Here is a 19,819-nt window from a genome sequence, read left to right as displayed (position 1 = left end):
ATAACCTGGTCTTTAATTTAAATCTCTTTCGACAAAATATCAATTGTATTGTTGAGGTCATCTTGTTTAGTTTCAATCGTTTCGCCGGTTTTTCGAATCTTCACTTCTACAATTCCTTCATCGGCTTTTTTACCAATTGTGACACGAATCGGAATCCCAATTAGATCAGAATCAGCAAATTTAACTCCAGCTCGTTCTTTTCGATCGTCAACTAAAACGGATAGTCCCTTGGACTCAAGCTCTTTTTCAATTGCAGTAGTCATCTCTAACTGTTCATCATTTTTAACGTTTGTCGGAATGATGTGAACGTCATAAGGAGCAATTTCTTTTGGCCAAACTAATCCATTTTGATCAGCTTGTTGTTCAGAAACCGCTGATAACAAGCGACTAATTCCAATTCCATAAGATCCCATGACAACTGGGATGCTTCTCCCATTCTTATCAAGGATATCGGCTCCCAGTGTCTTTGAATATCTGGTTCCTAATTTAAAGATATGGCCAATTTCGATCCCCTTGGTAAATTTCAGAACTCCACTCCCATCTGGGGAAATGTCTCCTTCTTTAACCAAGTGAAAATCACCAAAGTCTTTTACCTGATAATCACGATCATAGTTAACATTCTTATAGTGTTTCCCGTTTTCATTAGCACCGGTAACAGCATTACTAATTCCCTTAACGTACTGATCAGCATAAACGGGAATGTCATCAGGAACTTTAATGGGTCCAACAGATCCTGGTTTCACGTTTAATGAATCTTGCACTTCACTTGGACTAGCCAATTCAACTGAATCAGCATTAAAGTAATTCTTTACCTTAGTTGGATTAATCTTCTGATCACCACGAATTAAAATCATGACAGGCTTATCATCAACAATATAAAGTAAACTTTTAATAATTTGATTCTTTTCAATATCAAATAATTTACTAACTTGATTAATGTTAGTTACGTCAGGCGTATCCACTAGTTCAAGATCTTTTAAGTCAGCATGACCTTTCTGATCCACAAACATATTGGTAGCCATCTCTAAGTTAGCTGCATAATCACTATCATCAGAGTACACGATGGTATCTTCCCCAACTGCAGCAGGCGCAGAGAATTCTTTTGAATCAGAACCACCCATTGAACCAGCATCACCAATGATGGTGCGGTAATTTAATCCAATTCGATCAAATATCTTTTGGAAGGCTGATTCCATTTGCTTATAAACTTTATCCAAATCATCATTGTTCTCAGAAAATGAATAAGCATCAAGCATAATAAACTCTCGACTTCTTAATAATCCATATCTTGGTCGATCTTCATCCCGATACTTTGGTTGAATTTGGTATAGGATTAATGGCAATTTTTTGTATGATTTAATATTGTTTTTAATTAAATCAGTAAAAGTTTCTTCATGAGTAGGACCTAAAATAAAATCGGTGTCGTGACGATTCTTAAACTTAAATAATTCTGGACCATAAGTATCATATCTTCCAGAGTCTTTCCAAAGCTGAGCCGGAATAACTGCTGGCATTAACATTTCAGCCGCGTCAGTCTTGGCCAACTCTTCTCGCACAACTTTTTTGATGTTCTCAAGCACTCGATAAGCGAGTGGTAAGTAGGCATACATCCCAGCTGACACCTGTCTAACAAATCCCGCTCTAACCAGCATTTTATGACTAAGCGCTTCAGCTCCGGCTGGATCTTGTTTTAAAGTTGGTATCAATAATTTTGATTGTTTCATTTTATTTATAACCCCTAATGTTTTATCGAATAAAGTATCGCTCAATGTCATTCCAAGTTACTAGTACCATTAATACCACTATAATGGCAAAACCAATGAGCGTAATAATCGTTTCCGTTTTTTCTGAAACAGGTTTTCTTCTAATCGCTTCCACAATGTTAAGTAATATTTTACCACCATCTAATGCGGGAATTGGCAAAACATTTACAATAGCTAAGTTAATTGATAGAAAAGCTAAGAAACTTAATAATCCAAGAAAACCAGCTTTCGAAGCACTGGACGTCTCAGCAAAGATCGCAACTGGACCCCCTAGATCATTTAACGAGAAGTGTGTAAACATCGAACCCAGTACCCCACCTAATTCGGTGGTCATATTCCAAGTTCGAGTAAATCCAGAAAACAATTTAGCAGAAAAACTGGTATCCATCGCCTGTTCAATCCCAATTACTCCAATTTTCTGTTTTTGAACGGTTTGGGATTTGGTAGTCATTGAAATATTCTTAATCTTTCCATCATGCTTAACGGTTAAGGTCACCTTTTTATCAGGACGCTTCTGAATCATGGTTCCAACATCGTTCCACGTATTCGTCTTATGACCATCCACTGCTAAAATATTACTATTATTCTGAACTCCAGCTTTTTTAGCAATCGAGACCTGTGGTGAAAGATTAACCTTGTTAGAATTGTTAGGAACTCCACCTTGCATAAAAGAAAGCAACATAAAGGCAACAATCGCTAACACCACGTTATTAAAAATTCCCGCGCAATTTACTAAAAGTCGTTTGTACAACGGAGCAGATTGAAATTGCACATCAATGGGTGCAATCTGTACCTCAATCCCATCCTTCTCAATAATAGTAGCGTCGTGATCAACAGAAAAACGCTTTTTTTCAGAATCATCTCCATTTTCATATCCCTCAATCCATAATCCTCTTTCAAGATCTGAACCAGAAACATCGAGGGGAATTCCCTGAAATAACTGACTTTTATTGCTTAAATCAATCCTAGTAACAACACCCTGGTCATTTGTCTGAAGGCGGACTGGTGTTCCAGGTTGAATTTCTTCATCTTCGTCATCACTACTTCCTGCCATTCGAACGTAACCACCGATTGGTAACAAACGTAATGTATAAGTCGTATGATTATGACGATAATAAAATAATTTGGGACCCATGCCAATTGAAAATTCTCGTACCATAATTCCAGACATCTTAGCGACGATAAAATGACCGAATTCATGAACAAAAACTAATATTCCAAAAATGATTATGAAGCTAATAATTGTAATTAACAAAAAAGACACAATCCTTTCCAGATATTACACAATTCCAAATAAATGTAGTAATGGTAAAACAAACAATAAACTATCAAAACGATCCAAGATGCCACCATGGCCTGGTAAAATCTTACCAGAATCTTTAACGCCATAGTAACGTTTTAAAGCTGATTCCACTAAATCACCAAATTGACCGAAGATCGATAGAACGATGGTAATGAAAAACATACTAACCGTTCCAATTCCATCAATTGGGAAAAAGTATACAAAAAGCGTACATAAGATAGCTGCCAATGCGGTTCCACCAATCGAACCTTCCCATGTCTTATTAGGTGAGATATGGGGCGCTAACTTATGCTTGCCAAAGGCCCTACCAAAAAAGTAGGCCCCAGAATCAGTTAACCAAACAATGAACAAAGCGTATAGCAGAGTTACTAGTCCATCCATTCGAGCTTCAATGAAGTAATGAAAACCAAATCCAATGTACAAAATCGCTAAAGTGAAAACTCCAGCATCATCAAAGTTAAACTTATTTTTTGAAAAGACGGTAAATAGCATCAGCAGCATGATTAAGATATAAATTGCGAATGGAGGTTTAATCCACAAGGGCAAAAACGATAACCAACTTGTCGGAATAATCATAGCAATTACAGCAATAAACGCGATCAATGTTTCAGGTGACACTAAAAGCCTTTTTTTCATGATAAAAATTTCTGCTAAAGCAATTAGACCTAGCACAATTGCTGCTAAGTCAATCCAAATTCCTCCAGCAACAATAATGGGTATAAAAATAATCAAAGCAATGATAGCCGTGATAATTCTTTGTTTCATAATAAGTCTCCTATTTTGCGTCTAGTCCACCAAAACGACGGTGACGCTGTTGAAATTGTATAATTGTATTTTTAAAATTCTCAGGAGTAAAATCAGGCCAATACTGATCAACAAACTCTAATTCACTATAAGCAATTTGCCACAACAAGAAGTTAGAAACACGCTCTTCGCCACTGGTTCGAATCAATAAATCTGGGTCAGCATTTTCTCCCAAAAAAGAAGTCATCAAATGATCTGAAACCGTTTTATCTGAAATATCATTAATGTTCATGGTACCATTCTTTACTTTTTCGGCAATTTCTTTAATTCCATGTACAATCTCGTCTCGACTACCATAGTTCAAAGCAAAATTTAAGATCATCCCAGTACATTCTTTCGTATCATTGATGGCATCATAAACTGCTTTTTGCGTTTGCTCAGGAAGACCAGAAATATCACCAATAGTTGCCACTCTAACGTTATTTTTGATGAGACTAGGAACAAAATCATCAAAAAACTTAGCTGGCAAGCTCATTAGGTATCGAACTTCTTTTTCTGGCCGTTTCCAATTTTCTGTCGAAAATGCGTATAGCGTTAATACCCTTACTCCAAGATTACTTGCTTCAGTAGTAATGTCCTTTACAACTTCCATTCCACGTTTGTGGCCAGCAATTCTAGGTAAGTGCCTCTTTTTTGCCCAGCGGCCGTTTCCATCCATAATGATTGCAACATGATTAGGAATGTTTGCGTTATCCAGTTCGTTAGTCATTTAAGCACCTCAATATTTGACATAAATAAAGGATGAGAGATTCCTCATCCTTTACTTTACTAATTTCCATTCGCCCCGACCTGCATCAACCAAAGTATTAAAATACTTTAAGATTTTGTTGGCGTCCTCAGGGCTATGTTCACCTAACTGATTTAAACCTTCACCAGTTGGAATCGGTTCCGAAAGATCTGTAATTTCATTTCCATTCTCAATCGTTGCCTTTGAAAAGGCAATAATCCAATCATTTTCAATCAATGGTGAAACCACAAAAAACAGGTTAAAGTTCTTATCAATGTATGCAGGCATTACATAAACATTGTCTTGAATCTTCTGTAGTTGATTACCATCATAGTCTAAAGCACGCAAATTTTCCTCATTAACTGCCTGCTTTAAACGAAATGCCATGTGATCAAATTCTGGTGTTCCGGGTGTTACTTCTTTTTCGTTTTCGTTCTTATTTTCATCAGCCATTAGAAAAGCTCCCTTTTTTTATTAGCCGTTAAGGATTTCATCCTCTTTTTTCGAAACGATGTTCTCCACTTCAGAAATTGATTTGTCAGTGATTTTTTGAATCTGATCTTCTAAATCGTGCGACTCGTCATCGGTAAAGTCACCATCTTTATTGCCACGCTTAGCGGCATCCATACCATCACGACGTACGTTTCGAACGGCAACTTTACCGTCCTCACCGGTTGCTTTAACTTTTTTAGCAAGTTCTTTACGACGATCTTCAGTTAATTGTGGGATAACAATACGGATATTATCGCCATCGTTCATTGGATTAATACCAAGATCGGCCTCCAAGATGCCATGTTCAATATCCTTTAAAGAACTCTTGTCATAAGGAGTAACCAAGATAACTCGTGGTTCTGGAATTGAGATTGAAGCTACTTGGTTTAATGGCGTCGATGCTCCATAATAATTAACCTTTACTGGACTGAGTAAGCTAGCATTAGCGCCTCCAGCTCGAATATTTCCAAGTTCGCGTTGAAGTGCTTCCTCAGCTTTTTTCATCTTTGATTGAGTTGTGTTGATAATTTCTTTAGAACTAGGCATATTACTTTCCTTCCACGATTGTTCCAATTTTTTCACCTTGAACAACCTTTTTAATATTTCCGGGTTTATTTAAGTTGAATACTACCAGTGGAATATTGTTATCCATTGAGAGTGAGCTAGCGGTAGTATCCATTACATGAAGACCCTTATTAATAATATCCATTTGTGTTAAATGATCATACTTCTTGGCGTTAGGATCAGTCTTAGGATCAGCTGAATAAATTCCATCAACACCATTTTTGGCCATCAGAATTGCATCAGCATTAATTTCTGCTGCTCGAAGAACTGCCGTTGTATCAGTTGAGAAATACGGATTACCAGTTCCACCCGCAAAAATAACGATTCTTCCCTTTTCTAAGTGACGAACAGCTTTACGTCGAATATAAGGTTCAGCAATTTGTTTCATTTCAATTGAAGTCTGAAGCCGGGTTGGAACTTCCACCGACTCTAGGTTATCTTGCAACGCTAACCCGTTCATAATCGTAGAAAGCATCCCAATATAATCTGCTTGAGATCTCTCCATACCCATTTCTTCTCCAGCTTCACCACGCCACATGTTTCCGCCACCAACGACGATAGCGATCTGAATTCCTAAATTATAGACGTCTCTGATTTCTTCAGCAATCGTCTTGATAACAGGAGGATTAATTCCAAATCCTTTATCTCCTGCAAGAGCTTCACCGCTTAACTTCAAAACGATACGTTTGTATTTTAAATCTGACATCAGACTTCCTCCAACATTATAAATTAACTACGATAATTCTAGCATATATTAAAGCATAACAACAGTGTAGCAAAGCTACCCATAACAAAAAAGCCAGTGCTAAACACACTGACTTTTTACGTTTTAATTATTGATTCATTTGTTGTTTAACTTCATCAGCAAAGCTTTGGGTATCTTGTTCAATACCTTCACCAACTTCGTATCTAACAAAGCCCTTTAATTTACCATTATTTGATTCAACATATTGTTGAACAGACATGTCAGGATCTTTTACAAAGGGTTGATCAGCCAAACTAATTTGAGCTAAGAACTTCTTCAAACGACCATCAACCATTTTTTCAACGATCTTTTCTGGTTTACCTTCGCTTAGAGCTTCTTTCTTCAAAACTTCACGTTCATGATCTAGACGATCTGAAGGGATTTCATCTTGAGTCATGAATTCAGGATTTTCAGCGGCAACGTGCATTGCAACATCTTTAGCGGTATTGTCGTCTGCACCTTCAAGTTCAACTAAGGCGCCAATCTCTCCCCCATTATGAAGGTAGAAGCCAAAGTTATCATCATCATTTTTGTTAAAGGTTTTAAAACGACGCAATTTAATCTTTTCACCCGTAATCTGAGTAGTGTTAATGATGGCATCTTCGACAGTTCCATCATTTAACTTCAATTTCATTGCTTCATCAAGATCTTTAGGTTGATTTAATGCAATTGCGTCAGCCACAGAATCAATTAAATCTTTAAAATCATCGTTACTGGCAACGAAGTCAGTCTGTGAATTAATTTCAACAATCGCAGCTTTATTGTCATGAATAGCAACTCGAGTTAAGCCACTTGCAGCAACTTTTCCACTCTTCTTTTCAGCCTTAGCAACTCCATTTTCTCTTAAAATGTCCATGGCCTTCTTTTCGTCACCATCAGCTTGGACCAAAGCTTTTTTAGCATCCATCATGCCAGCACTAGTCTTATCACGTAACTCTTTAACTTGTTTAGCGGTTACTTTTGCCATAATTGTGATCTCCTTTGTTTTAATAAAAAACTGACTTAATTAGGCCGAAAAAGGGGTCTAAATAAAAGTCAGCCTATCACTTTAACTATTTAGTTTCTTCAGATTTTTCATCCTTTTGGTCAGCATCTTTATCGAAGTCTTTTTCACTAACTTCGTCTTCGCCTTGCTTACCCTCAATGATAGCATCTGCCATCGTTGAAGTAATCAATCTGATAGCACGAATAGCATCATCATTTGATGGGATAACATAGTCAATTCCATCAGGATCAGTATTAGTATCTACCATTGCTACAACTGGAATGTTAAGCTTTTGGGCTTCGTGTAATGCAATCTGTTCCTTATGGGGATCAACGATGAACATTACATCTGGGATCTTAGGCATATCTTCAATTCCGCCTAAGAATCTTTCAAGTTTGTCAGTTTGCTTCTTAAGTAAAGCAACTTCCTTCTTTGGCAAACGTTCGAAGGTTCCATCTTGAGCCATTTTCTTAAGCTTCTTTAAGTACTTAATTCGCTTTTGGATGGTGTTCCAGTTGGTTAAGGTTCCACCTAACCAACGATGGTTAACGTAATAAACGCCAGCTCGTTTTGCTTCTTCTTCAATTGAATCTTGGGCTTGCTTCTTAGTACCAACAAAAAGAATTACAGCATCATTTGCTGCTTCATCCTTCATGAAGTTATAAGCACGGTCCATGCACTTAACCGTCTTTTGTAAGTCGATGATATAAATACCATTACGTTCAGTAAAAATGTATTTCTTCATCTTAGGATTCCAACGACGAGTTTGGTGACCGAAATGAACACCAGCCTCAAGTAATTGTTTCATTGTAACTACAGCCATAATTAGCCTCCATATAAAAGTTTTTTCCTCCCTAGAATTATACAAGGAACTCAAAGAGCACCACCTTATAAAACCTTCTAGGTGTGTATTGGTAATTAACACCGTGATCTAGTATACAAAATATTAGGCTAAATAACAATAACATTTTTAGATTTAATCAAATCTTGCGTAGATTATTAAAGATGTGTTACAGTTCTAATTATCTGAGGAGGAATTTAAATGATAAAAGCTGTCGTGTTTGATGTCGACGACACATTATATGATCAAAAACGGGTTTCAGAGGAGGCATTCTTTCAAACCTTCCCCAATCATCCCACCTTTGATACAGCACTTTCATTTAAAAAGTTTCAAGTACAAAGTTCCTTAGTCTACTCCAACATTATGTCGGGATCATATAAACAAGATAAGATGGTTTATCATCACCTTAAAAATGGGGTTAACGATATTGATCCTAGTAAACTTGAGATTGACCATTTTAAAGCTAATTACCTTAAATGTATTCAAAAAGTTTCATCATACGATGATCTCTTAAAGACAATTCAGACAATGTCACAAGACTTAAAGATCGGAATTATTGCCAACGGATCAACTAAATTTCTCACTAATAAATTAAAATTACTAGGCTTAAAGAATTACATCAACCCTAATTATGTCCTTACTTCAGAGGAAGCTCACATGTTAAAGCCCGACCCTAAAATCTTTACCGCTATGAATCACCGTTTGGACGTTCGTCCATCCGAAGTGGCTTATATTGGGGACTCTTTCTCAAATGACATTGTCTCTGCCAAACGAGCCGGATGGCACGCCTTCTGGTTTAATCACCGCAAAAAGTCAGTTCCAGAAACAAATTTTGTACCAGACCAAACGGTCACATCCCAAAGTGAGCTTTGTGATCTATTAAAAGCTTTATCATAAAAAAAGAGCACTTCATAATGAAGTGCTCTTTTTTCTTATTTATTTAACTTCAACTGAATTATCGGATTTACCATTTTGAATCAATTGAACGTTTGAATCAAGCGCAATCTGAACCATGTTTTTAACAGCTGGTTTAGTGTAGAACGCAATATGTGGTGTAATCAAAACATTATCGCGTTTCATTAAGTTCTTCAATCGATCATCTGGAATCTTATCAAAGCTTCCAAAGTCAACGTTAAAAACTCCAACTTCATCTTCATAAACATCAAGTGCAGCACCAGAAATCTTGCCACTGTCAAGTCCACGAATTAAAGCATCAGTATCAATTAAGCTTCCACGAGCGGCATTAATAATTTTAATTCCGTCTTTCATTTGAGCAATTGAATCATCGTTAATCATATGATCATTTTCCTTCAATGCTGGAGCATGAAGGGTAATAATGTCAGAATTTGCGTACAATTCTTTAGGGGTATCAACGTAGATGCCCTCTTTTTTCAATTCTGGATTTGGATAAGGATCATATGCAATTACTTTAGCACCAAAACCTTGAAGAATCTTAACTACTTGACGACCAATGCGTCCAGTAGCATAAACTCCAACGGTTTGCTTATTCATTTCGTCAGCAATATCTGGAGCCCAGGTCATATTACCATGACGCTCTTTATCCTCAAATTTCTTAGTGTTACGAAGCAAACGCATCATTTCTGTAACAGCTAATTCAGCAATTGCAGCTGGTGAATATGCTGGAACATTAGTAACGTTAATTCCATCCCGTTTAACGGCATCAGCATCAACATTATCAACACCGACATTTCGAAGTGAAAGTGATTTAATTCCAAAACTAGCTAACTTATCTAAAATGTCAGCAGTATAAGGTTTTTGTTGGTATGCAACCACACCATCAAATCCCTTAGCTTCATCAACAGTGTCATTATCTAACAATTTTGGTTCAGCCTTTACTTCAACGTCTGGATGAGCCTTGTCCCATTGTTCTAAGTATGGTCTTTCATCGTCTCTAATTCCATATGCAATGATTTTCATAACTTAGTCCTCCTTTTATATTCAATGTAATTATAACACCCAACCATTAATTCCCCCAAAGAGATGGACTAATTCCATGATTAATTAAAAAAGTTTCTTTCTTACTCCTGCTTTGGTGTTTAAACGCATATTCAGCCTTTAAAGCCGTACTTTTATCAGCAAACTCTTCAAAATACAGTAACTTTAATGGTCGCCTCGTCTTAGTATACTTGGCACCCTTACCTGCCTGATGCACAGCTAGTCTCCGATATACATTATTGGTAAAACCACCATAAAAAGTTCCATCACTACAAAGCAAAACATACATATAATAATTTTTATTCACCATATAACATCTTCTTAACTTCTCTCGAGTATTCACCATTCTGATATACAGTGATTGGATAATCAACGTTAAGACCAATTTCTTTTCCATCTTTAATAGCCGAAACCAGCATCATATTCGATTTTCGGTCAACCTTAGGATAAATAAATTGGATTCGCTTCATGGCCAGTCTAAAATGCGTCATTACGTTCATTAATTCATGAAGTCGATCAGGGCGATAGACCATGTATAGTTTCCCACCCGTCTTTAAAAGATCACTACTGGTTTGGATGACACTTCTAAGATCAGTTTTAATTTCATGTCTCGCAATGGCTAGGTACTCGTTGGGATTCTTTTTACTGGTAGAAAGATTTGAAAAGTATGGCGGGTTAACGGTCACCACATCCACCGAATCTTTCCCAAAGATTTGGGATGCCTGACTTAAATCATCGTTATAAACGGTCACTTGGTCTTCCAATCCATTAAGCTGTACACTTCGATTAGCCATATCACTTAGCTTCGGTTGAATCTCTACCTCTGCGATTTTGCCATGAGTCTTATGACTTAAAAAAAGCCCCACCGCTCCATTTCCAGCACACAAATCTACTAGGAGACTGTTCTTACTTATCTTCGGTTCAGCAAAATTTGCCAGCATTACAGCATCTAAAGAAAAGGAAAAAACGCTAGGACTTTGAATAATTTTGATGTCTTGACTATATAACTGATCAATCCGTTCATCGCCCTTTAATTTCACCACTACCACCACTCATTTCTTAAATTTAGCTTGTCAGTTTCACCATCAATAATATACTATTAAATTATACATCTTAAAAAAGGAGCTAGAAATCTTTTGTGGTACTCATTTTTATTTACGGTTGGACAATTCCTATTAAGAATCGTTAACGGACCAATGAACGTAATGCACAAGAATCGGCTACCAAAGGGTAACTACGTCTTAATCGCACCTCACCGAAGTTGGTTCGATATGATTCTCATTGCCACCGTCATTCGTCCAAAACAGTTGTGCTTTATGGCAAAAAAAGAATTATTTAAAAATCCCATGTTAGGTTGGTTTTTACGCCACGTTAATGTTTTTTCAGTAGATCGGGCTAATCCAGGTATCTCAGCAATCAAGATTCCAGTAAAAGCTTTGAGAAAAACTAATTTATCGTTAATGATGTTCCCATCAGGAACCAGACATTCAAAGAAACTTAAAGGAGGGGCGGCCTTAATTGCTCAATTAGCCGGAGTTCCACTTGTCCCCGTTGTCTATCAAGGACCGCTTACTTTAAAAGAAGTTTTTAAACGTCAAAAAGTCTCCATTAACTTTGGCAATCCCATTTACATCAGTAAAGCTGAAAAATTGGATAACAATAATCAGAAGTTGGTTGAAAAACAAATGCAGACGGCTTTTGATCAACTTGATAATGAAGTCAATCCTAATTACGTTTATGTCGATGAGTCAAAACCGCATAATAAAAAAACGTCGAAATAATTCGACGTTTTTTTAGTTTTGATGATGTTTCATAGCATTCATCATTTGGTTAAGCTTCTTTTGTGATGGCTTCTGACCCATCTGAAGCATCATTGCTTTAAGTTGATCCTGGTTGATTGGAGGATTGTCCTTCAAATACTTTTCCATGTACTTACGAGCACCAAAGAAACCAATCAAGGCACCAGCTAGTAAAGCCAAGATTACTATTAATATCCAAATCCATGTAGACAAATCGTGGACCTCCCTTCGAACCTTTCAATGTTATTTTACACAATTAACTGTGCTTTGAAAAGATTCGAATTAATCGTCTCTTAGATTTTTCTTACGTTGTGAATCCTTCACCTTATCTGAGGTAATTTCATTTCCCTTTTTATCATAGACTTTAGTCATCTCAATCTGACTCTTAAAATTAGCTTTAAAACGCTCTAAATATTCTTTTCTAAGTTTATTTTGTTCTTCTTTTTCGTCTTCAGATAAGCCTTCTTGCTTTGACTTTTTGGATAATTCGTTAATTCTTGGAATAAGTTTCTCTAATTCTTTGTCTTCAGTCATCTTAATCGCTCCTTTCACTTACAATTATAATATCATGAAATAAAGCGTGAAAACAAGGATTTGTACACGAACAAACGTTTGCAAAGCGGCTTTTTTATGGTATGCTTATTTTGACTTAAAAAACTACGAAAAGACTCCGAGGTGCCTTATGTCACAAGCATCACAAACAAAACAACACGATATCCTAGAGTACATTTGGAAACAAGTCCACGATCAAGGATATCCGCCAACCGTTCGCGAAATTGGAGAACAAGTCGGCCTCTCATCAACGTCGACGGTTCATGGACATCTAGCTCGATTAGAAAAGAAGGGTTACCTTATTAAGGATCCTACCAAGCCACGGGCACTTGAAGTAACTTCTGAAGGAATGAACTACTTAGGCGTTTCACAACAGGCAGAACCAGATGAGATGCCCCTACTCGGGACCGTAGCTGCTGGTGAACCAATCTTGGCAGTCCAGGATGCCACAGACTACTTCCCGATTCCTTCCGAGCTTCAACACAGTTCAGATTCATTATTCATGCTGACAATTAGCGGAACCAGTATGATTAATATTGGCATCCTTGATGGTGATCAAGTCATTGTCAAACGTCAAAATATTGCTGAAAACGGTGATATTGTAATTGCCATGAATGAAGATAATGAAGCGACCTGTAAGCGATTCTTTAAAGAAAGTGATCATTTCCGACTTCAGCCTGAGAACGATGAAATGGCACCAATCATCCTAAAAAATGTCACAATTTTAGGTAAAGTCGTCGGATTATACCGAATCGGAATTAAATAAAACCATTCACATTAATGTGAATGGTTTTTTTCTTGCTTCAAATACTGACGTTTGTTGGACTTAACCCCACCAAAAACAAATTGAGCATGATCATCATCAATACTTAATTCATAATCATTAGCGGTTATGCTTGGCAAACTATTAAACACCGTTTCATATTCCTTGATGGACAATTTTTCTCTGCTATCTAGCATTTTGTTTATCAAAGTTTTTCGCTTGGGATTTCTAAAATGATCTTGGAGAACTCCGGTATAAAACTCTCCTTGAGCTCCAGAACCATAACTAAATACACCAATTTGATCCCCAACTTTTAAATCCGATGAATTGTCCAAGAGTGAAAGTAAACTCAGGTAGAGCGACCCAGTGTATAAGTTTCCAACTCGCTTACTATAAATCCGGCTTGCCTCAAATTCATCTAGCAATGATTTTTGCTTTTCAACCGTAACTTCGGGTAGGATCTGACGAAGTCCTTTCAAACCCATCTTAGTGTATGGTAAGTGAAAAACAATTGCCTTTAAATCATCAAAGGACAGATCATGATGCTTTAAATAATCATGAATTGTTTCATTAAAGAACTTTTCATAAATATCATTTGAATAATGTCCATCAACAAGCGCTTCTGTTTTACCAACTGGACGCCAAAAATCCATGATATCTTGAGAATAAACGCTACTATCATCACTTAAAGCCATTACATCCGGATTAGAAGCAATCGTCATTGCCACTGCTCCCCCACCTTGTGTAACCTCACCAGCCGTTTTAATCCCATATCGAGCAATATCTGATCCAATCACTAACGCTTGTTTCCCTGGGTGTAAATGAACATAGTCCTTTGCCATCTGAAGTCCGGCAGTAGCCCCATAACAAGCCTGCTTAATTTCAAATGCCCGAGCGTGTGCGCTTAATCCCAGCAGATTTTGAATGTAGATTGCCCCTGACTTAGAATTATCGATCCCACTCTCGGAACCAAAAATAATTAGATCAATTTTATCTTTATTTTCCTGATCGATGGTCTGTGCAGCCGCGTTAGCAGCTAAAGTCACAGAGTCTTGAGTGGGAGGAATCACAGCCTGTTGGGTTTGCCCAATTCCAATTAAATATTTATTCGGATCTTCATTACGAGCATTGGCCAAATCTACCATATCAATATAATAACCGGGAGTATAAAAACCAATCTTATCAATTCCAACTTTCATTTTGACCACTCCATTTAAATTTAATTTAATCAACGACACTTATAATTAAAAATTACCGGTTATCTTCCCCAAAAAGATGGTCAGGATTAACAAATCTGCAGATCCACCTAAGCTTAAATTCTGATCGTCAAACTCTTGACACATTTTTTTAAGCTTCTCTTTGGCTTTCGGGTCCGAAAGATCGCCATCACCCAAAATCAAGTTAACGTCCTGATGAACCAGGTCAACAATCTTAGGAGAACCAGCTCGCTTAATTAAATTGCTGTCCTCACTATGGGCAACAATGTTTAGCAAAGTCGTTAAAATAATTTCATTCTTGTCTCCCTTAGAATTAAGAAGTGTCGGCATTCCATCATTAATTACAGTGGGAAAGCCCTCTTCGGCTTCCCCACGAATGCCAGTCTTACCATACTTTAAAAATTGGCGTTCTCCTGCGGTTAATTCTTTACTCGATTTGCTTTTCACATCGGCAAAGTCGGATTGAATCAGTCCATTCGTCATCTTCTTTTCGGTTCTAATAAGATCCCCTAGTGAATGCTTCTTTGTTTGCGAAAGATATCCCAGAGCCGCTGACATAATGCCCATCACAAAGATTGCACCTTTATGCGTATTGACACCCTTCGTAACGCGGAACATCGTTTTTTCTGCATCCATTCCATCAGGTCGAATCAACCCAAGTAACTGTCTTAAATCATTCTCAACGAAAGTCTGTCCTCGCTTAAATGCCATTTCAAAGTACGGTCTCATGGTAACGGTGCTATCAATAAAAGTAAAAACATCCATGTCTGGATGAGAATGATGAGAGACTGGATCAACTAAGCCCGGCTTCGGATTAGTAACCACTTCATATAACATTGATTCAATGGCAGCATTTACAACCGTCATTTTCTCGTCATGTACAATTGGGAGTCCCAACACACCATCATTCATTTTTTGCGTCCTTAAAATATATCTCGCTGATCTTTTTTTGAAGATCTTCCACGGAATGGGTTCGATTTCTGGCACATTCTTTAGCGTTATGATGACAAATCAGACACTTCCTGGGAGCCATATCAAGATCAGTTCTTGAATAATGAGAATGATGGGCGTCCATTACGTCCACATCAAACAATCTTCCCAACCGATCATGATCTTCAAATTGAATTGCCAATTTTTTCAAAGCACTTCCATTTTTGTTCATTACCAAAAATTCTTCTTTTCCCGTATTAGTGTTCCATCCCATTTTATCGATAATCTTAATATTGTACAACTGAGTCCTTAAAAGTCGCCGATATCCAACATCAAATAAGTGATTAATCATTTGATTGTTTTTAATGGGACCAGGGATGTTTAACTTGATTGAAACAATGGTGGCTTCAGGATACTTTTTTTCTAATTGGATCTGTAAATGAGCCCGCTTATCCTTATTAGCAAGTACCTCAGGGATCCCCAGCGGTTCTCCGTTCAAAAAAATGTTGTCTTCCAAATTAACTTACTCCTCAAAAAAACGGTTCTACCCGTTTCCCAACAGATAGCACCGAATTTAACTTAATCTTTAACCTGGCGGATTGAATCAATGATAGTACCATCACGATATTCAACCAGACCAACCGTTTTATCAGTATATTGAAGTGGTTCTTCCTTACCAACAATGCTTTCAGCTTTCTTAGCCAATTCTTCAATCGTGTAAACGTGAAGACTTGGAACATCTTGAAATTGCTTAATCAAATCAGGCCGATTTGGATTAATTGCGATTCCAAATTCAGTTACTAAAACATCAATTGATTGGCCGGGAGTAACGGCAGTGTTGATATGATCAACCACCGTTGGGATTCTTCCACGAACCAATGGAGCACAGATAATTGTCATCTTAGCAGTGGCTGCATCTTGATGTCCACCAACTGCTCCTCTAATAACTCCATCAGAACCAGTTAAAACATTGACATTGAAATCAGTATCGATTTCAAGAGCACTTAAGACCGCAATGTCTAACTGGGCTACCATTGAACCCTTGTTATCTGGGTCAGCATACCATGAAGCATCAATCTCTTGTTGATTCTTGTTATTCTTCATTGAATCGGCCGCAGCCTTATCAAAGTCTTGGACATCCATCAGCTTATCAACCAGGCCTTCTTCAAGTAAATCAACCATGGGCTTGGTTATTCCACCTAAACCGAATGAAGCATGAAGGTGATTATCAAGCATGGCCTGTCGAAGGTAACGAGTAACCGCAAGCGCTGCTCCACCGGAACCAGTTTGAAATGAAAACCCATCTTTAAAGTATTGAGAGTTAACAATTACTTGGTTAACGGCTCGAGCAATGGTCAAATCTTTCGGATCCTTCGTAAAACGAGTTGCACCTGAACCAATTTTGTTTGGATCACCAACTTGATCAACTTTTACGACATCGTCAACCTGAGTCTGACGAATTGAAGCGGGAGTATTAGGATAATCAACTACGTTATCGGTTAATAAGACAACCTTATTAGCGTAAGCAGCATCCATCAAGGCATATCCTAGTGAGCCAAAGGCAGCTGGACCTTCCATTCCATTGGCATTTCCACAACGATCTGAGTTAGGCACCCCTAAAAAGGCAACGTCAATTTTAATATCACCATTTTCAATGGCACGGGCACGGCCACCGTGTGATCTGAAGATAACGGGATTCTTAAGAATTCCGTGAGATACTTCATCACCTAGTGAGCCACGCATCCCTGAAGTCGTAATATTTGTGACCGTTCCATTTTTAATGGCTTTAATTACCATATCATTCATGACACCAGTAAGTGATGAAGGTGCCAGGGTTAAGTCTTTAATTCCTAGATCCATGATGGCTTTCATTACGAGATTAAAAATATAATCTCCATTTCGCAAATGGTGATGAAATGAAATGGTCATCCCATCTTTCACATTCTTTTTGACAACTTGTTTTAAGTCATCTTTAAGCTTGTCATGACCATTTTGAACCTGAACCTTAGGTGCGGTTCTTTGAAAAACAGGATTACCAATTTTGGTAGTTTCAAATGGTTTAAAATGCAGTTCATTCATTAATTTATCGGGTAAATTACGACCTAATTTATTTTCCAATGTAATGACCCTCCTTATCAATCAATCCAGAAGCTTTGGCAAGTTTCATAACTCTCTCAGCTCTGAGTGCAACTGGTCTATCAACCATTTGTCCGTTCATTGAGATAACTCCTGAACCAGCTTTTCTAGCTTTTTCAATTGCAGCAAGTACGTTTTCAGCGTTCTTAATTTCATCTTCACTTGGAGCATAAACTTGGTTAACCAGTGGAATTTGACGAGGATTAATAACTGATTTTCCGTCATATCCAAGTTCATGAATATATTCGGTTTCTGCTAAGAATCCCTTTACATTATCAACATCAGTATAAACCGTATCGAATGCGGCAATCCCTGCAGCACGAGCAGCGTTTAAAATCATGTTTCGAGCAAAACGAAGTTCGAGGCCATTAGGATAACGATGGGTCTTTAAATCAGTCGTATAATCTTCAGCTGATAAAGCAATTCCAATCATTCTGTCAGAAGCCTTAGCAATCTCAAGCACGTTCATAACACCTTCCGCACTTTCAATGGCAGCCATCAAATGAGTGGTTCCAACTGGAATTCCAAATTCCTTTTCCGCATCAGCAACTAGGCTTTCCATTTCTTCAACCATAGCGGCACTTTCGGTTTTAGGAATTCTAATAACGTCGATTCCAGCTTTAACCATCATCTTAACGTCGGCTTCAAAGAAATCAGTATCAAGTCCGTTAGTTCGAACCACTAATTCAGCATCACCATAATCAATTGACTTTAAAGCTTCATAAACTAAGTTTCTTGCTGAATCTTTTTCTGCTAAAGAAACTGAATCTTCAAGATCGAACATGATGGAATCGGCACCATAAATTCCGGCATCTTTAATCATGCCAGGATTATTACCCGGAACAAACATCATCGTTCTTCTAAGTCGTTCACCATTTTCAGCCATTATAGTGCCTCCCATGCTGGTTGCTCGCTGTCATCCATTGCACGTTGAATTGCAGTAATTGTTCTCGCTCTGATTACACAATCAAGTGCTCCTTGATCAACCGCTTTAATATTAACGTTGTCTAATCCAAACTTCTTGACAACTTCTTTAATGGTAGCAATGATGTCATCACCAAAACGTTTCTTAACATCTGACTCAAGGCTAATTTGGACACCATCAGTACCCTTACTAACCGTAATTTGAATGTCAGAAGATTCTAAGGTTCCATCCATTGCAGTTTTATTAATTCCCACTAATCTTCATTCCCTTCTTAATTCTTTCTTGCAGATCATCCTTGTGATCCACAATAAATTGATAAGTTGTTTTTGGAACAATGTTCTTAATTGATGAAATTTGATTATCTTTAATTGCTTGACGAACCGTCCGAGCAGAAATTATTTCGCCATCATTTTGATCACGTTTAATAATTTTAACTTCCACCTGTGGCGGCAAAATCTTTTCTAAAATCTGATTATAAATCGCCGTTGTCTTTGAGTTGGGTTCTGTGCCAAGAAAACGAACGTTAATTCCGAGATGCTTAGCAATCCAATCTTTAAATATTAAAGCATCAATAGTTGTTTGGTACCGTACCTTATCAGCCTGCGCCTTCAAGAAATATGAAGGAAAAGTTGCATAACTTACCAGGTAATCACCACCAGGAACCACCATTACATTTTTTAAGTCTGAGACCCCTGCCTTAACAAGGTTCAGCCGTTCGTTAGACGTAAATAACGACTTATCAGTGCTTACAACAAATACATAAACATTATCACTAGCTTGTGACGCTTGCTCAATCAGATAGCGATGACCGTCAGTAAACGGATTAGCATTCATGACAATTCCAGCATTATTTTCAGATTTATTTACCTTAGGCAAACTTTCAAGATAGTCGGTAATACTATAATCGCCGGTTTCTAGAAAGGCAGCATCATCACTTTGAACTAACTCTTTAAATCCAACATGTTCAAAACTTTTAGCATACATTGGCTTCGTAAACACAAAAACATGAAATACTCCATGCTGGCCAAGATTCGTCAGAAGGTTTGAAACAACTTTATTAAAGTAAACGCCATCTTCTGAGTGCTGATGACTGACCCCAATGTATTTCAAGATGTTACCAGAATATGAACCAGTACCCACTAATTGGTCCCCGTCAAAAAGCCCAATGGTGTAATCTAACGGATCAATTTCATCACCAGAAAAATTGGCAATTCCAAGTGATTCCAGAAAGGTTTTCCACTGTTCAAATTGGTCTGGGACGTCTAAATTAATTTCTCTAGTTACAATATCCATTACTTAATATTCTCCTACGTTATT

Annotated in this window: 24 protein-coding genes; 3 read left to right on the top strand and 21 right to left on the bottom strand. The window is 37.5% G+C overall.

Going from position 1 to position 19,819, the window contains the following annotated elements; all coding sequences use genetic code 11:
• Positions 1-17: 17 nt before the first annotated feature.
• The 9 genes from AC6UD2_RS03105 to rpsB form a co-directional block, all read right to left on the bottom strand.
• Positions 18-1,724 carry a proline--tRNA ligase gene (locus tag AC6UD2_RS03105; protein WP_500697986.1) on the bottom strand — a complete coding sequence of 569 codons (1,707 nt, stop codon included), beginning with the start codon at positions 1,722-1,724 and terminating at the stop codon, positions 18-20.
• Positions 1,725-1,746: 22 nt separating this feature from the next.
• A complete protein-coding gene (gene rseP, locus AC6UD2_RS03100) occupies positions 1,747-3,018 on the bottom strand; it encodes an RIP metalloprotease RseP (RefSeq protein WP_039143066.1) in 1,272 nt (423 codons plus the stop codon).
• 24 nt (positions 3,019-3,042) lie between these two features.
• Positions 3,043-3,831, bottom strand: a complete 789-nt coding sequence (locus tag AC6UD2_RS03095) for a phosphatidate cytidylyltransferase (RefSeq protein ID WP_010021322.1) — start codon at positions 3,829-3,831, stop codon at positions 3,043-3,045.
• A 10-nt stretch (positions 3,832-3,841) separates the two neighbouring features.
• Entirely contained in the window at positions 3,842-4,579 is a 738-nt protein-coding gene (gene uppS, locus AC6UD2_RS03090) for an undecaprenyl pyrophosphate synthase (RefSeq protein ID WP_039143041.1), read from the bottom strand.
• Between the two features lie 51 nt (positions 4,580-4,630).
• On the bottom strand, positions 4,631-5,050 hold the full coding sequence (locus tag AC6UD2_RS03085) for a hypothetical protein (RefSeq protein ID WP_039143044.1): 420 nt from the start codon (positions 5,048-5,050) through the stop codon (positions 4,631-4,633).
• Positions 5,051-5,071: 21 nt separating this feature from the next.
• The gene (gene frr / locus AC6UD2_RS03080; protein WP_500698146.1) at positions 5,072-5,635 is read right to left on the bottom strand and encodes a ribosome recycling factor; all 564 of its coding nucleotides are present in this window, start codon (positions 5,633-5,635) and stop codon (positions 5,072-5,074) included.
• A gap of 1 nt (position 5,636) precedes the next feature.
• On the bottom strand, positions 5,637-6,359 hold the full coding sequence (gene pyrH / locus AC6UD2_RS03075) for a UMP kinase (protein WP_010021316.1): 723 nt from the start codon (positions 6,357-6,359) through the stop codon (positions 5,637-5,639).
• Positions 6,360-6,486: 127 nt separating this feature from the next.
• A complete protein-coding gene (gene tsf / locus AC6UD2_RS03070; RefSeq protein WP_191978908.1) occupies positions 6,487-7,368 on the bottom strand; it encodes a translation elongation factor Ts in 882 nt (293 codons plus the stop codon).
• Positions 7,369-7,450: 82 nt separating this feature from the next.
• Complete coding sequence (gene rpsB / locus AC6UD2_RS03065; RefSeq protein ID WP_500697985.1) at positions 7,451-8,206, bottom strand: 30S ribosomal protein S2; 756 nt, start codon at positions 8,204-8,206, stop codon at positions 7,451-7,453.
• A 219-nt stretch (positions 8,207-8,425) separates the two neighbouring features.
• Between rpsB and AC6UD2_RS03060 the strand changes: the two genes are divergently transcribed.
• Entirely contained in the window at positions 8,426-9,121 is a 696-nt protein-coding gene (locus AC6UD2_RS03060; RefSeq protein ID WP_500697984.1) for an HAD family hydrolase, read from the top strand.
• 39 nt (positions 9,122-9,160) lie between these two features.
• Here the strand turns inward: AC6UD2_RS03060 and AC6UD2_RS03055 are convergent, their stop codons facing one another.
• The 3 genes from AC6UD2_RS03055 to AC6UD2_RS03045 are packed head-to-tail and all read right to left on the bottom strand — an operon-like array spanning position 9,161 to position 11,220.
• Positions 9,161-10,162 (bottom strand): D-2-hydroxyacid dehydrogenase, encoded by a 1,002-nt coding sequence (locus AC6UD2_RS03055; protein WP_039144821.1) that lies wholly within the window; start codon positions 10,160-10,162, stop codon positions 9,161-9,163.
• A 46-nt stretch (positions 10,163-10,208) separates the two neighbouring features.
• Positions 10,209-10,490 (bottom strand): GIY-YIG nuclease family protein, encoded by a 282-nt coding sequence (locus AC6UD2_RS03050; protein WP_191978926.1) that lies wholly within the window; start codon positions 10,488-10,490, stop codon positions 10,209-10,211.
• Positions 10,480-11,220, bottom strand: a complete 741-nt coding sequence (locus tag AC6UD2_RS03045) for a tRNA1(Val) (adenine(37)-N6)-methyltransferase (protein WP_500698145.1) — start codon at positions 11,218-11,220, stop codon at positions 10,480-10,482. Before AC6UD2_RS03045 ends, AC6UD2_RS03050 begins: the two co-directional genes overlap by 11 nt.
• A gap of 96 nt (positions 11,221-11,316) precedes the next feature.
• On the opposite strand from AC6UD2_RS03045, the gene AC6UD2_RS03040 reads away from it, so the two are divergent.
• A complete protein-coding gene (locus tag AC6UD2_RS03040) occupies positions 11,317-11,961 on the top strand; it encodes a lysophospholipid acyltransferase family protein (protein ID WP_039144826.1) in 645 nt (214 codons plus the stop codon).
• 12 nt (positions 11,962-11,973) lie between these two features.
• Here the strand turns inward: AC6UD2_RS03040 and AC6UD2_RS03035 are convergent, their stop codons facing one another.
• Both AC6UD2_RS03035 and AC6UD2_RS03030 read right to left on the bottom strand, forming a co-directional pair.
• Complete coding sequence (locus AC6UD2_RS03035; RefSeq protein ID WP_010021303.1) at positions 11,974-12,192, bottom strand: YneF family protein; 219 nt, start codon at positions 12,190-12,192, stop codon at positions 11,974-11,976.
• 69 nt (positions 12,193-12,261) lie between these two features.
• Positions 12,262-12,513, bottom strand: coding sequence for a DUF896 domain-containing protein (locus AC6UD2_RS03030; RefSeq protein ID WP_010021302.1), 252 nt, complete (start codon positions 12,511-12,513; stop codon positions 12,262-12,264).
• 148 nt (positions 12,514-12,661) lie between these two features.
• On the opposite strand from AC6UD2_RS03030, the gene lexA reads away from it, so the two are divergent.
• Positions 12,662-13,297: a transcriptional repressor LexA gene (lexA, locus tag AC6UD2_RS03025; protein ID WP_500697983.1), complete on the top strand. Its 636-nt coding sequence runs from the start codon at positions 12,662-12,664 to the stop codon at positions 13,295-13,297.
• 11 nt (positions 13,298-13,308) lie between these two features.
• Here lexA and AC6UD2_RS03020 read toward each other — a convergent pair whose 3' ends face one another.
• The 7 genes from AC6UD2_RS03020 to citC all read right to left on the bottom strand — a co-directional run bounded on the left by AC6UD2_RS03020 (position 13,309) and on the right by citC (position 19,795).
• Positions 13,309-14,493: a hydroxymethylglutaryl-CoA synthase gene (locus tag AC6UD2_RS03020; RefSeq protein WP_500697982.1), complete on the bottom strand. Its 1,185-nt coding sequence runs from the start codon at positions 14,491-14,493 to the stop codon at positions 13,309-13,311.
• Between the two features lie 45 nt (positions 14,494-14,538).
• Positions 14,539-15,423, bottom strand: coding sequence for a triphosphoribosyl-dephospho-CoA synthase CitG (gene citG / locus AC6UD2_RS03015; RefSeq protein WP_500697981.1), 885 nt, complete (start codon positions 15,421-15,423; stop codon positions 14,539-14,541).
• Positions 15,416-15,958, bottom strand: coding sequence for a citrate lyase holo-[acyl-carrier protein] synthase (gene citX, locus AC6UD2_RS03010; RefSeq protein ID WP_039144833.1), 543 nt, complete (start codon positions 15,956-15,958; stop codon positions 15,416-15,418). Before citX ends, citG begins: the two co-directional genes overlap by 8 nt.
• A gap of 62 nt (positions 15,959-16,020) precedes the next feature.
• Positions 16,021-17,559, bottom strand: a complete 1,539-nt coding sequence (gene citF / locus AC6UD2_RS03005) for a citrate lyase subunit alpha (RefSeq protein ID WP_010021296.1) — start codon at positions 17,557-17,559, stop codon at positions 16,021-16,023.
• Positions 17,549-18,463 carry a citrate (pro-3S)-lyase subunit beta gene (citE, locus tag AC6UD2_RS03000; RefSeq protein WP_010021295.1) on the bottom strand — a complete coding sequence of 305 codons (915 nt, stop codon included), beginning with the start codon at positions 18,461-18,463 and terminating at the stop codon, positions 17,549-17,551. The genes citF and citE overlap by 11 nt, the downstream gene beginning before the upstream one ends.
• Positions 18,463-18,756 (bottom strand): citrate lyase acyl carrier protein, encoded by a 294-nt coding sequence (citD, locus tag AC6UD2_RS02995; protein WP_039144837.1) that lies wholly within the window; start codon positions 18,754-18,756, stop codon positions 18,463-18,465. Before citD ends, citE begins: the two co-directional genes overlap by 1 nt.
• Positions 18,746-19,795, bottom strand: coding sequence for a [citrate (pro-3S)-lyase] ligase (gene citC / locus AC6UD2_RS02990; RefSeq protein WP_500697980.1), 1,050 nt, complete (start codon positions 19,793-19,795; stop codon positions 18,746-18,748). Before citC ends, citD begins: the two co-directional genes overlap by 11 nt.
• Between the last annotated feature and the right edge of the window lie 24 nt (positions 19,796-19,819).

The organism is Fructilactobacillus sp. X2R5C2 (assembly GCF_059901375.1).
The sequence above is the reverse complement of the archived record's forward strand: the minus strand, read 5'-3'. Positions and strand labels throughout refer to the sequence as shown.